This window comes from Paenibacillus sepulcri, assembly GCF_042647105.1.
In the GTDB taxonomy this organism is placed as follows: domain Bacteria; phylum Bacillota; class Bacilli; order Paenibacillales; family Paenibacillaceae; genus Paenibacillus_Z; species Paenibacillus_Z sepulcri.
This window is the reverse complement of the sequence record NZ_JBHRUP010000001.1, coordinates 4,090,125-4,104,960: the sequence shown is the minus strand read 5'-3', so window position 1 is coordinate 4,104,960 and position 14,836 is coordinate 4,090,125. Positions and strand designations below refer to the sequence as shown.

General features: G+C 40.9%; 7 protein-coding genes and 1 pseudogene. 4 read left to right on the top strand and 4 right to left on the bottom strand.

The genetic code is table 11. From position 1 onward, the window contains the following. Positions 1–181: 181 nt before the first annotated feature. Positions 182–508 (bottom strand): hypothetical protein, encoded by a 327-nt coding sequence (locus tag ACFOLF_RS18175; RefSeq protein WP_210039266.1) that lies wholly within the window; start codon positions 506–508, stop codon positions 182–184. A gap of 161 nt (positions 509–669) precedes the next feature. On the opposite strand from ACFOLF_RS18175, the gene ACFOLF_RS18170 reads away from it, so the two are divergent. Both ACFOLF_RS18170 and ACFOLF_RS18165 read left to right on the top strand, forming a co-directional pair. Next, a complete protein-coding gene (locus ACFOLF_RS18170; RefSeq protein WP_210039267.1) occupies positions 670–1,320 on the top strand; it encodes a hypothetical protein in 651 nt (216 codons plus the stop codon). Between the two features lie 56 nt (positions 1,321–1,376). Further along, a complete protein-coding gene (locus tag ACFOLF_RS18165; protein WP_210039268.1) occupies positions 1,377–1,865 on the top strand; it encodes a DUF4365 domain-containing protein in 489 nt (162 codons plus the stop codon). A 392-nt stretch (positions 1,866–2,257) separates the two neighbouring features. On the opposite strand, the gene ACFOLF_RS18160 is transcribed toward ACFOLF_RS18165, so the two are convergent. Continuing rightward, positions 2,258–3,208, bottom strand: a complete 951-nt coding sequence (locus ACFOLF_RS18160) for an iron-hydroxamate ABC transporter substrate-binding protein (RefSeq protein ID WP_210039269.1) — start codon at positions 3,206–3,208, stop codon at positions 2,258–2,260. A gap of 385 nt (positions 3,209–3,593) precedes the next feature. On the opposite strand from ACFOLF_RS18160, the gene ACFOLF_RS18155 reads away from it, so the two are divergent. After that, positions 3,594–5,375 (top strand): S-layer homology domain-containing protein, encoded by a 1,782-nt coding sequence (locus ACFOLF_RS18155; RefSeq protein WP_210039270.1) that lies wholly within the window; start codon positions 3,594–3,596, stop codon positions 5,373–5,375. Between the two features lie 248 nt (positions 5,376–5,623). On the opposite strand, the gene ACFOLF_RS18150 is transcribed toward ACFOLF_RS18155, so the two are convergent. Further along, positions 5,624–6,628 (bottom strand): S-layer homology domain-containing protein, encoded by a 1,005-nt coding sequence (locus tag ACFOLF_RS18150; RefSeq protein ID WP_210039271.1) that lies wholly within the window; start codon positions 6,626–6,628, stop codon positions 5,624–5,626. Between the two features lie 502 nt (positions 6,629–7,130). Here ACFOLF_RS18150 and ACFOLF_RS18145 point away from each other — a divergent pair. Continuing rightward, positions 7,131–8,352 (top strand): annotated as a pseudogene (locus tag ACFOLF_RS18145) (IS256 family transposase). Positions 8,353–8,475: 123 nt separating this feature from the next. On the opposite strand, the gene ACFOLF_RS18140 reads toward ACFOLF_RS18145, so the two are convergent. After that, positions 8,476–14,709 carry a metallophosphoesterase gene (locus ACFOLF_RS18140; RefSeq protein ID WP_210046638.1) on the bottom strand — a complete coding sequence of 2,078 codons (6,234 nt, stop codon included), beginning with the start codon at positions 14,707–14,709 and terminating at the stop codon, positions 8,476–8,478. Positions 14,710–14,836: the final 127 nt, after the last annotated feature.

Here is a 14,836-nt window from a genome sequence, read left to right as displayed (position 1 = left end):
AGATATAGTTGGTAAAGTAGGGACTTTATCGTTCATTCCGCGTAAAGGAGCGAAGTGACTGGCCGAGGGTGTGTTAAGCAGTAATCTGTTCCGGTTACCAGGTTTACTTCAACTTTTCTTGAAGTTCGGGGGTGATTTTTCTGTCAGGCAAGCTTTCCTCATCCAATTGTCTGTAAAAAATCTAAGGTTGATAATGGTGCAACAAATCCCTCGCCTTTGCTTTTGTCTCTTTACTCACAGCGTGGTGATTGGATTCAATGGTTGCTTTAAGCATTTCTTTCTCCCATTTATTCGAGAAAATTGCAACGGTATAGTTAATTCTTGTGTACTGACCAGTAATTGACGTAGCTTTTGGATTCGAATCCAGCAACTTCTTTGCAAGGTGCTTCTTATCTCTCTTTAGTGTCGTCGATTGTTGCTCATAGTATTTTCGGTAGTCCTCGTAAAATTCCACAAAATTTGATAATCCTACAGAAGCTTTCGCGCGATCAAACGTAATCACACTCATTCATCCTCCCATTCCTTTTGCAATAACAGTATCACAAAATAATGCAGCCGGATTAAGCAATTCCACGGTTAAACATCATGTTTAACCATTGACAGTTAACCTAGGCTACGAGTACTTGTATGGTATAATTATACAAAACGAAGAACTACTGGGGGTTCGCGATGACAAATAAGGATCGAGTTATTACTGCTTTATCGATCGCAGAGTTGTGTGACGATTGCTTGGCCGTTTCATCTGGCGTAATGCCTAGACAAACGGTTAATATCATTTGTCGCACACTGTTCAACGACTCATCTATAAACCGTCATTATGGAAAATGCGATCATTGTCATAAACTTAAGACGACAAATAGACTACTTGATGTGAATACCGCCCCACTAAGTGCCGTTTCTGAAGAAATCGCTTCAGTTAATACATTATCAAAGCCCTGGTATTGGGAAGGCAATGTGCAAAGTCATGTCATAAACTATCTTGTTCAAAATCAATACATGATTCGTAGGGTGGCGGATACCGTCGCTCGAAATCCCGGCAAAGATATAATTGCTGTTTCTCCCGACGACAAGGAGTTATGGATTAGTGCAAAAGGTTACCCAGAAAAAAGCCCCAACATCCAAGCCCGTCACTGGTTTTCAGGAGCTGTTTTTGACCTCGTTTTATATCACGGAGAAAATCCCGATGTGCAGCTAGGTATAGCATTACCCGATGGTTTCATTACCTATACCAATTTACTTCCTCGAATCAGATGGCTAAAAGTATCCATGCCCTTTCAAATCTATTGGGTTAATAAAGATGGGGCTGTCAGAGTAGAATAATTGCCTCCCCATCAAAACAGAGATCTGGGTGCATGTCCAAGGAGGAGAAGGTCTAAATGCCAAATAAAAACTGGGCTGTTCTTAATTCATTGCAACTGGGACGATACGCCGAATATTTTGCAAAGATGGAGTTCGCATCCTTTGGATTAGAAGTATTTTCATCGGAAGTGGACGATCGCGGTATTGATTTTATCGTTAAAGATAAAAAGGGCAGATTTTCAGAAATCCAAGTTAAATCCTTAAGAGGAACGGGTTATGTATTTGCTCAAAAGAGTAAATTCAATATTAACAATCGAAACTTGTTAATGGCTCTCTTAATATTCAAGGAAGGTCAAATGCCTGATTTCTTTCTAATCCCTGCCGAAGCTTGGAAAGTTCCGAACGATGTGTTTGTAGATCGAGATTACAATAAGCCCGGACAAACAAGCAAGCCCGAGTATGGGATAAATATCTCAAACAAGAACTACAGCATTCTAAAAATATTTGAATTTGAAGAGTCCATTAAAGACTTTTTACTGACACTTCCTGAAACCGATAGCGTTTGATGTCCCTTGTCTCCCAGACTGTCATATTTCTTCATAAGAGCCCATTGAAGCAACAACCTTTTCTTCCATAACTATACTGGTTCTCCTTAACGGTCATAACGGCGAAAAATGCGAAAGGAGCTTGCCGCGGCAGCTCCTGGATTGTTATTATTCCATATTGTTCCTCGTTATTTTAATGGCTCATCCACAATCTCATGTATGTTTTTATATGCCCTTACCATTGCCGCTTGTTTCTTCACAAACTATTTCACCGATACTTGTGGGAGGGCTCTATGCGGCGTCTGCGGGTGCAAGAGTCCCAACGAAAAAGACACCTGCATGAAGGTGTCCTCTAAAGATTTCAATGTCTTATTGTTTCGTTTGCATAATTCGATTTAAAGTACGTCGTCGGCCTACTCTTCACCTAGGAAGCCTTTCTTGAAAATACCCAGCAAATACTCAAGTGTTATCGGATCGCTGTAGGAAGAAGCCTTAGTATCGATCTCAATGACATGATTGTTCTTGACGGCCGGGATACTCTTCCATACTTCTGAATCCATGAACGATTTTTCGCTATCCAGATCTCTGCTAAGAACGATATAATCGCCTGCATATTTCGGCAGAACCTCTTGAGAAAGCGTATAATAGCCGGGTCCGAGCGCATCTTTCTTGACACTGTCAGGCATATGTAACCCCATCGCTTGATACAGGATCTCTGTGCCGCGCGCCCACTTGTCCCCAAATACATAAAAGTTTTTCGTATCCGTCTCAAATACCGACACGGTGACGTTCTCGCCGACCTTGGCTTTGATTTCCTTGCCTGCCGCTTCCGCACGCTGCTTGAAATCGTCGACCCACGCTTGCGCTTCCTTTTCTTTGTTAAGCAGCTTTCCGATCGCCAGCTGCTGGGCCAAATAATCCAGCTTGCCCCATGTATAAGCAACGGTAGGCGCAATTTTACTCAGCTCGTCAATATTTTTCATTTCGGTGCCCACGATGATCAGATCCGGGTCCTGCGCCGCAATTTTCTCCAAATCCGCTTCCGATACGACCTCAACGCCCTCCAGCTTCTCCGTGAATAGAGGATTCGCGTTCGTCCATTGATCCACCCCGACCAGCGCTCCACTGAGCGCGAGCACATTCGGCGCATTCGTCAAGGCTACAATCCGCTTCGGCTCCGCCGGAACCTCCACAGGACCCCGTTCGGATTGATAGGTTATCTTTCCAGACTCGTTGGAGTCAGCGGCCGGTGCGGGAGCGGCATTCTCTGAAGGTGCGCTCTCATTATTGCTTGCTTGGCTGCCGCATGCGCTGGATATGACCAGCAACAACAGGATCATCGGGATTAAAAGCTTGTTTTTCATGTTCAATTCTCCTTGTGTTGGGCTACAGAAAATTTATAACGATAACGATAATGATTATCATTATCATATACTTCTATACTATATATTCTCATGCAATGGTTGTCAAATGATTATTTTCAATCATTTAATATGTTCATGTGCCCCGTCCTATGAGGCATATTGATAATGAAAACGACGGAAGTGATCTCCTTTCTATCACCGATTCCGGCGTGTGATTCCGCAGGTTTATCCTCTAATAGAAAAGCCGAAATCCCCTTCGCGAGAGGATTCCGGCCTTTCTATTTCATGATAAAATTTTCATTTTGGGCAATGAAGCAACCTTTTTTGCAGAAGGCACGTCTATGATGACACAACAAACAACACACTACTACACGAGGTGAATGAAATGAAGAAACCATTCAAGATAATTACGCTGTCCACCGCCGCTGCCCTGCTTCTCAGCTTTGCCGGACAAGAAATGGCTTCCGCCGCATCCTTCAAGGATATCAATAACGTTCAAGGCAAAGAAAAGATTATTGCCCTGCAGCAAAGCGGCCTGATCAAGGGAATCAGCGCCTACCTGTTCGCTCCTCACAATACCATCTCGGAGGTTGAAGGCGTTCAGATGATCGTCAATGCGCTGGGACTGAATCTGGACCTGGTTCGATTCGTTAAAGAGCCCAAGGCTTCGGACTATTTCGCAAACGCCAACGATTCCTCCTGGTATTCGAAAGCGCTCATTATCGCTGCAGTCAACGGACTGGACCTTCCAGCGGATTTGAAGCCGAACCACAAGATGACGCGCGAAGAATTCACGCACCAACTCATACATGCGATTGAAGCCAGCGGCAAACTGCCTATGGTGAAGCCCGTTGTTGTGGAATTTAAAGACCAGAATCAAGTCAAATTGAATTATTCCGCTTCGATCCAGCGCGCCCTGAACTACGGTGTTGTGAAGCTGGATGCGCACGGAAAGCTTAACCCCAAGAAAGAAATTACCCGGGCCGAGGCAGCCGTAGAGATTAGCAACGCGCTGGCTTACCTGAAGGCTCACCCGGCGCCGCCCGCCAATAGCGAGACGCTCACGGCGGAACAGGCCGTTCAATTGATCAAGGAAGCTGCCGGTCCCGATGCGGACCTGCAGATCAAGATCGATCCGAATGCCAGCGTGACGCGCGAGTCGTTCACGTACCTGCTGGTTCATACTCTCCAAACAGGCGGCCAGCTGCCGATGCTGAATCTGAAGCCGGTGGAGATCAAGGATGAGGCTCAGATGGACATCTTGAATTCAGGCGCCATCCAAACGGCGATTGCCCTTGGCTTCGTTGAATTGGATCAGGTCGGCAACTTTAATCCGAAGGCCAACATTACCCGTACCGATGCCACCGGGATCGTCAACAAAGCCGTGGAATACTTGAAGGCTCACCCGGCACCTGGCGACGAGAGCACGACCCTCACGGCGGAACAGGCCGTTCAATTGATCAAGGAAGCCGCCGGTCCTGATGCGGATCTGCAGATCAAGATCGATCCGAACGCCAGCGTGACGCGTGAGTCGTTCACGTACCTGCTGGTTCATACGCTCCAAACAAGCGGCCAGCTGCCGATGCTCAATCTGAAGCCGGTGGAGATCAAGGATGAGGCTCAGATGGAAATCTTGAATTCAGGCGCCATTCAAACGGCGATTGCCCTTGGCTTCGTTGAATTGGATCAAGCCGGCAACTTTAATCCGAAGGCCAACGTTACCCGTACCGATGCCACCAGAATTGTCAACAAAGCCGTGGAATACTTGAAAGCTCACCCGGCACCTGGCGCCGAGAGCACAACCCTCACGGCGGAACAGGCCGTTCAATTGATCAAGGAAGCCGCCGGTCCCGATGCGGACCTGCAGATCAAGATCGATCCGAATGCCAGCGTGACCCGCGAGTCGTTCACGTACCTGCTGGTTCATACGCTCCAAACAAGCGGCCAACTGCCGATGCTCAATCTGATGCCGGTGGAGATCAAGGATAACGACAAGATCGATATCCAGAACGAAGGCGCCATTCAGACGGCGATTGCCTTGAAGATTGTGGAACTGGACTCAGACGGCAAGTTTAACCCCAAGGACGGAATTACCCATGCAGATGCGAAAGCTATGGTCAATCACGTGCTTGAGGTCTTGAAACGGTACTCGAATCAGCAAAAATAAGGGTTGCCCTTGAAGGGAGAGGACGCTAGTCGTCCTCTCTTTTTAATTATTTACAGCTCGAGTTTGGATGAAGCAGAGCCACGTCAAAGACGGGCGCAAGGCTGATGGCATCAAACTTGAGCCTGACCCGACCATCCAAAAGCATTTTTTTGAACTGGCCCCTTACACCAAAACGGCGAAAGGCATCTGCTTTGCACAAGAAAACACGATAAATCCCCGTTGGTCTGCGAACGGGGATTTATCGTATTTCAGTATGTCGAAACTAATTGAAATAAACGATACAGGACAACAGATGCCTGTGCCCTCGAAGCAGTCTGCTTCGGATTAAATGCGCTGCTTCCCGCTCCGGTTAATAGTCCGAGGCCGGACGAGAGTCTGACATCTTCTCGGGCCCAATTACTAATAGTGGTTTCATCGCTATACTTTGTTCCTTCTTTGACGATTAAATCCGAAAGCTGCTTTCCGCTTGCGTATTGGTAAGCGTTCATTACCATCACTGATAGCTGCTCCCGCGTAATCCAATCATTAGGCGCGAAGTGACGTTCGTCCATTCCGCTTACTATGGCGGCTTGATAAGCGGCGTATACATCCCCATACCACGCATTGTCATCCACGTCTTGGAAAACCTGATCATGAGGGTTACTCTTCAAGTTCAGTGCCTTCGTGAGCAAAGTTGTGAATTGAGCCCTTGTTACGGGTGAATCTGGTTCGAATTTTTCGTCGGTCACACCGGTAATGATCTGCTTCGCCGCAAGTCGTTCGATTTCGGTACGGGCCCAATGGTCCCCAATATCTTCAAATGATTTGTTATACTCCATAACAGCATAGCTTGAGAAATGCGGAAGAGATGCCGAAACGGTGCCGTCCCCATTGATTTTCCCGCCTACGTAGGTCCAAGTCTTTGCCTTTTCATCAAAATAAAAAGCACCGAGTTTATTTACGTCCTGTACAAGGTTCTGGTCGTATTCGAAAGTAACCAGTACCGGTTCTCCAAAAGAGGTAACGGGTTTGTCGTCAATCATGAGAGTAAAATCGTAAATGTTTGTTACCAGCTTCGCTCCCAATGGCAATCCGCCAGTTGACGACAACGAATTTGAAGCAGAAGCAACTAGACGAACAATCGAATCACTATCCTTAATATCAACTGAACCTGATGGGATAAGGATTTTTGCATCACTGGTTTTAATCACGATCCCTATCTTCATTTCATTCGCCTTTTCGATAATACTCGCAGGAATCTCGACCTTCACCATTTCCGTGAGCTTCCGTGTGGAGACATCGACTATGATTGGGCCGGATAAAGAATCATTCAATTGATTCAGCAGATTATCTTTATCAGGCGTGAAGAGAGTTTCATCACTCGGAGGCTGTTGCGGCGAAACGGAGCCGCCACCGCCACTACTACTGATGAGTCTTTTTCAAGTTTTCATACGGAATTTCGCACTACTTACGATATGGTTCACCATAACATCTAAAGTGCGAAATTGAAAGGGGCCGCTCCCGAGTAATACTTTTACTCGGGAACGGCCCTGTACACTTAACTACCTGACATTTGCATTGGTAATCAGCATGGCCTTGACCATTATCCGCTGAACAATGGCAGCCGTCTGACCATGTAGGTGCCCTTGTTTACAATAGCGCCGCTTCCTTGACTTTAAAGCGAACGGCATCGAGAAAGAAATGAGTCTGTAAAATAGTTTGTGTAAACTCTCAAACCCATTACAATGGAAGAATAAGAGAGGTTGGGGAGAACACATGGGATTATGGACGAAACAGCAGCTCCGGCAGTTCATCAAGGAAAATAAGTTGGTCTCGGCACAAGATGCACAGAATGCATTGAAAGAGCTGTTTGCCGAAACGCTGCAGGAGATGCTGGAAGCCGAGATGGATGAACATCTGGGCTATGAGAAACACGACATGCAGAACAAACAAACGACCAACAGTCGTAATGGCAAGAGTAAGAAGAACATCGTCAGCGAGTATGGGGATCAGGAGATTGCTGTTCCTCGTGACCGGCAAGCGGAATTCGAGCCGCTTGTCGTCAAGAAGCACCAGTCCAATGTAACGGGGATTGAGGATCAAATTATCGCCCTCTACGCCAAAGGTGTCAGCACGCGAGACATTCAGGATCACCTGCAGAATCTGTATGGCATCGAGATCTCGCCCACCTTCATTTCCAACGTTACGAACAAGATCATTCCCCTAATCAAAGAGTGGCAGAACCGGCCCTTGCAAGGCGTGTACGCGGTTGTTTTTCTGGATGCCATTCACTTCAAGGTGAAGCAGGATGGGGCCATCGTGAACAAAGCAGCGTACATGGTTATCGGCATCGATTTGGACGGCAACAAGGATGTGCTGGGCATGTGGATTGGCGAGAATGAGTCGGCCAAGTTCTGGCTCAGTGTTCTCAATGATCTCAAGAACCGGGGTGTGCAGGATATTCTCATCATCTGTGTCGACAATCTGACGGGTTTCAGCCAAGCGATCCAAGCCTGCTACACGAAGACGGACATCCAGAAATGTATCATCCACCAGATCCGCAACTCCACTCGTTACGTCTCGTACAAGGATCTGAAGAAGGTAACAGCTGACCTGAAGCCGATTTACAAGGCCGCGACGGAGGAAATGGCGCTGCTGGAACTCGATCGCTTTGAAGAAACCTGGGGGAGTAAGTACCCGCTTATTATCCGCTCATGGCGCACGAACTGGGACGAGCTCGCCACCTTCTTCAAGTACCCACCCGAAATCCGCAAGCTCATCTATACCACGAATATCATTGAGAGTTACCATCGTCAGCTTCGCAAAGTGACGAAGGGAAAAAGCATCTTTCAGGGCGGATGAGTCGTTACTAAAAATGCTATATCTGGCCACCATGGATGTCACCCGTAAATGGACAGGCCGTGTTCAAAACTGGGGTCAAATGCTCCTGCAGCTCTCGGTCTTCTATCCGGATCGCATCGGGCAGCATTTACGATAAATCCCCCTCGGGGGGAGCCTTCAAAAAAGAGTTTACACAAAAGATTTGACAGACCCAAAGAAATCCTGCAACAGCCAATTTTCCCACTATAGCCGTCCTCCAATGCGAGAACTCAAAATATTTTTAAACCATCATCCATTGAGGTATGCCCCATTTAGACATAGCTGTATTAAACCTCTCTAAATAGCTGAGATTATCTGGATCATTTATAATACCATGCTTAACGAGTAATCCCAATACAAGATGACCTTCTACATCTTTTCCTCTCGTTACTGATTCATACCACCAATTTGTCGATAATGAACACTTAAATAATCCTTCTATTAAAGAGTTTGCAATTTTCCAATTACTATCATTCGAACTATCTTCATCAATAAATGATATTGCCAGGTTAATTATTGCAGTATCACTGTTAGACTTTAATGACTTCTCTAATAACGAATAGAAATTATTAGTGGAAATATTTCCTCTAACTTCATTTCTTCTTAACATATATGCTAGTGATGTCCCGGATTGCTCAAATCCTTGTTCAAATGACTTTACAAATAGTTCTGTTGCAGTCTCATAGTCATTAAGATTGTAAGCAATTATCCCAAGTGAGTGATATTCTTTGGTTGATGAAATTGCTCTGTCCATATATCTTTTCCCTTTTAATATATTTTTACCGACCTTAATACCTTTCTTTAATCTTATCCCATAATCTAACATCGCAAAACTTAACCCACTATCTGCAAGCTTCTTTAGTCTATTGATACCATCAGATACATGTTTTTGTACTCCATTCCCATCAATTAATCGAGTAGCAAAGTTATATCCAGCTTCTTGATTACCTTCCTGAATTAACTGACGAATGAGTCTCTCTGCCCTGAGCGTATCCTTCCTTAAATAATTCCCATCGAATAATAATTCAGAATATAGTAACACAGCTGACCCACGTTTTGCCTGGATCAACTCTTCAAACAACTGTGTTGCTTGTTTAACATCCCTATCCATTTTGTCTCCAAATGCCAGTGATTTTGCTAAATATTCTTTTGCATTTTCATTGCCATCCTCTACGAGTTGCAAAATTAATTCTAATCCTTCTTCGTACCTATTAGTTATAAGTTCTCTCGATAAGTATATCTTTGCTAATTCGTATTTCCCTTTCATATATCCTCTGACCAGGGTCTTTTGCAAAAGTAAGATACCTCGATCTATGTCTTGTGTAATAACTTCTCCTTCTATTAATTTAATACCATAGTTGACCAAAGATCCATCATCTTCGCCCATGATTGACTCTTCTAAGAGTTCTATAGCATATTCATTATTTTTTTCAACCTTTTCCCCACTCAGGTATAAATCAGCAAGTATTTGCATTGCTTTGTAGTCATTACTATCGCATGCTTTCTTCAATAATTGTATGACCTCAGTCTCATCATTCGACTTTATCATGTTATCGTTTATTAATTGGACCAATAGTATTCGCGCATCTCTATGATTTTTTTCTTCGGCTTCTCTTAATAACCGCTCCCCTTTTCTGAAATCCTTTGTCACACTTTCAGGCCCTATTATTAGTGTCCGTCCTAAATAATACATTGCATCGATATTGGTATTTGAAAGATCATTTAGCTTAGATATACCAAGAATAATATTCCTATCTAATCCATCCCCGTATATCAATCTGTTAGACTCTTTAACAATCGCTTTTTCATATCCTTTTCTTGTCATCTCATATAAAATCGCCTTCCCTTCCTCGGTATTCTTCACCAAGTAGAGGCCATCTAGCAACATATCAACTAAATTAATACCAGCACTGTTATCACCTTTGCTATACGCTTTTCTTGATAACTCTTCACCCTTTTCTTTGTCTTGCTTCACACAATCTCCACTTAATAACATCATTCCAAGTATCCTCATTGCATTTACATCTTCTAAAGCTGCTTCTTCTAGTAAAGTAATTCCATATGTCATATCCTTATTAACCTTACCCTGAACGATCCCATGACCAAGGATTGTTTTTGCTAATAGATTTCCATGATTTATTGAGCTGGTTAGGAGTTTAACTGCGACATCTTCGTCTCTTTTTAGTCCCACACCATTTAAATATCTATAGCCTAGTTCTCGCATAGCTCCTGAATCATTTAATTCTATTGCACTATTAAAATAATTTATTCCCTTCTTAACATCCTTATCGACAAATTCTCCATCTATATACAACTCTCCGAGATAAACTTTTGCTTTAAGGCTTCCTGCAGTTTCAGCTTTTTCTAAAAGCTCAAATGCTTCGCTAACACTCACTAATCCTTTGTCCTTTGACTCCTCAATAATAAGTTTTGCAAGATAGTACGCTGCATCCCTATCACCCAGCTTTATTAAATCCTTAAAAATTTGAGTACTCTTTCTAATATCTTTAGGAATCCCGTATCCATACGCATACCTCAATCCAAGTTTTCGCTTTGCGTACTCATCACCAATATCTGACACTTCATGAAGTATAGATAATCCTAGGGCAGGATTTTTATCATAAAACTCACCATCAATAAGTAGCTCACCATAGTAAGTCTTCGCATCTATATAATCTCTTTCTATAAGATCTTGTAAGATCTGCTTTGCTTCCTCAATGTTTTGTTCAGTAAATTCTCCTTGAAATAAATACATAGCGTAGTCAAGCTTACACTCATCTACACCTTCATTCACAAGATCTTTCAATAATTCCATACCCTTTGAAACATCTCTGATAATGAGCGGTCCTGCAATAAGTATCTCTGCATAGAATTTTTTAGCATCCTTGTTGTTTGCCACAATTAATTCACTTATTGTTTTTATACCTTCTTGTAATTCTTCATCAGATTTTCCTGCTCTAATCTTGAACTTAGCTAAAGTAAGTTTTGCTTGTAAACTTCCCTGAGTAATAGCCTTATCTAAAAGATCTTTACCTTTAAAAATATCCACATGTATCCAATGGCCATATAGATATCTCGTACCCATAATACGAATCGCTTCAGTTTGACTTTCTTCAAGTAGTTCTGATAAGAGTTGATCTGCTCTTTCAATGTTTTGTTCAAGATGCTTTCCTACTAGTAACCTTATCGCCAATTGGAGTTTTCCGAATTTATCTCCTAGTTTAGCTGATTGTTCAAGTAGTTCATTGGATTCTTTGAGTTTTTCCTCACTTACTTCCCTCTCAAGAATCAATACCCCTAAAATTGCTTTTGCGCTTCCATCGTTAAGATCCGAAGCTCTCCGCAGGTTCTCTTCAGCTATTTGCAAGTTTTTATCTACTTTTTTTCCATCAATATATGCAAGAGCTACGAAAATCATTGAATCAATATTATCTTCACTTGCTGCTCTTCTTAATAAACTTAAGGATGTGCTCACGTCATTGTTTGATTCCATAAATAAATACTTACCATAAGAGAATAGTTTAAGAGCTTGCTGTTTGGAAACCAGTTTGTCTACATACTTTCCTAATAGGCTATCAAACTGTTTCTTTTTTATCAGTTCACCAGTTTCTAGATGCCTAATGAACTCACAAACAAATGGAACTGCTAATTGATCCTCTGAAGATATCCACTCAAATACGTAGGCTAAAAAATGTTCAATATCCCTTTTACTAAAATACGTGGTTAGTAAATACAGGGCTAACCCTTCTCTTACAAATTTTAATCTCCCAAATCTAAGGTCACTTATCACACTTTCAATTTTCTTAAGTTCCTTTTTGATCGTTGGCATCCTTACTTGGATACCTCTATGCTCTAAATAGCTCTGAATATACTCTAAGGCTATTGGTTCTATACTCTCGAACACTGAAAGTAGCAACAGTGATTCTTCTAGTATGGCATTATTCAAACTTGCTTCGGCCGCATTAATAATATCGAGGTCGATTTTAGAATTATCCAGGATGAACTCATCTATATTATCTTCCGTTAAATCAACACCTAAACTAACAATCTTTTTGATCTCGCTTATCTTTCCCTTTGTTTTATGATATATCTTATCATTAACTGCCTTTTGCCCTGATATATCATCAGACAATTTTGTTATGAAAGGTATAAATTTTCTATTTACTGGATCTATATCAAAAGCACTTACTACAATTCCCTTATGAAATAACCAGGATAAACCCTCATTTTTAGACCCTGTTACTAATAATGCTGAACAGTTACTTGGTATATCCTCAAGTAAATGTTTGATCTTATCACCCATATTCTCGACGAATTCCAGAGAGTCAATAATTAATAATGTTCTTCCAACTTCTTTTGAGACTCGACTTAGCGCCTCAATAAAATACGGCTTTAACAATTTATAATTAGCAAAAAAGGACACTTCATTGCTAGCATTATAGTTAGTTTCAGGGTTAATTAATTGATTAATTTCTTTTGTCTGAATTTTATTTATGACTCTTACATTACACTGCTCAATTACAGCAAGGATAAACTTCAATAAATTATTAGAATACTTGAATGAGTAAACAATGGGAAGAAATCTATGTGGTCCGCTAAACTCACTTTCCATTACACTCATAACTGAGGAAATAATGGCAGACTTCCCTACGTCTCGTATTCCTCTAATTATGGTGTATTTATTTCGTTGGGTATTATTAATAATAGCGCGTACTATTTCTTCTCGTCCTAAAATAAAATTCAAATGGGATGTATATTCTTCTTTTATCGATGTCAATATTTGCACTATGTCCTTTGATTCAATTAAATTAATATCAAAACTAGCGCTAACATGTTTATAAGTATCTAAATTGACTATAACAGGGAAAGAAAACAATATAATTGCTTCTCTAATGAGACTGAAGCTACTCTTAAGCGATAGCCTATTTAATTGATTGTTTCTTATATATTGGAAAGTTTCTTTTGATGCCCACAAGATAGTTTCTATAAAATCATCATCTATATAATCCATAGTATCTGGGTAAATTATATCAAATATGTCTTCATTAACATTTCTATTACTATTCGGCATGTTACAGTATATATATTTTAACCATATATCCACATTATTAAATAATTTTATAACACTTAGATTCGAGTAATCATTTCCTTCAATTTCCAAAAATATTTGATCAATATTTTCAACGCAATTAATTAATCCATTATCCCCCAAATCATTTAATAACCTATCCATCACTAATAGGCATGATTCAATTTCTTTCTCGTAATTTGAGTATTTTTTGCTCTCCTTTAGCATTTCTTTCATATATTTATTAAAAAATTTGCTTATCGAAAATTTTAAATCATTACTATTTCCAATAGACACTACATCTAATATAGCACTATGGTATCCAATGCTCTCGGTGCTAATTTCCTTTAGTTCACTATTGTAAATAGACTCGGAGTGTAAATTATCAAACTCCGTTTGGCTATAGTCTTTCTCAACTTTAATATTACGAGTATAATTATTTTTTATATAAAAAGTCTTGGTCCCGTTAGGAGGCGCCAATTCAGAGTCAGGAAAATAACTTTCATGTTTTCTAGAGTATTTTCTATTTTGAACAGTGATGCATCCATCCGTTGGGTTGAAATCTATGATGCTATATCCGTTAAGGTATCTCTGATCGTCATTCCATATATTAGCAGTTGTATTGGATGGTGCGACAGACATGAATACATCCCCGCATTCACTACCTCGATTATAGTTACTTCCTCTGTGTACATGACCGCAAAAAACCATATCGTATTCTCTTTCTATAAATGGTTTAACCGCTTCCATATCAAATTCTTTTAACAAATCAAACTGGTGATGCATCAATGCAATTTTCACTTTACATTGATCAATTTTATTTCTGGATTCTGTTAGTTGACGATTCCCTAATAAAATACTACCATGGTCTTTACTGCTATCATAACATCGCCACGAAGTATTAAGTGCTGATACTCCAACCTCAAAACCATCAATACTATAAATATAATTAGATTGAAAATTTGTAATATAACTTTTCTCAGTGTCGCTATGTATTAGTTTCTCAAAACGTTTAAACGGCAAAATTCGTTTGATTTTTGTTTCTGGATTCGCATCTATAAATTCTATTACCTTTTTTTCGTCGTTTAAATCATTTGAGAGGCCAATTTCTGTATGCCTGTCATCTGCATATCTATCAATATCGTGATTACCTGGTACAAATAAAAACTTACTTTTATCAATTCCAAGCTTATTAACAATAGGAGTAATTACATGCTTATCAAATTCCATAAATGCTTCATCAATATTGTTGAAACTTTTGCCTCCCTGGTCAATTAAATCACCAGTAAAAAAAACAAGGTCTATCTTTTTTTCAGCATTGAAATTCTCTAAATCAACCAATAATGCTCTAATAATCATATCATTTAAATCTTTAATGCCTGATTTTGAAAGATGAAAATCTGACAAGTGTACAAACCTCACAAGATCACGCCCTTCTACCTATTTACATTTCCAGTATATCAATGTAAAAATGAATTTCAATAACGAAAAAATAGGCACTTTAGATGCCCTTAATTAAAATCCACTAATCGTG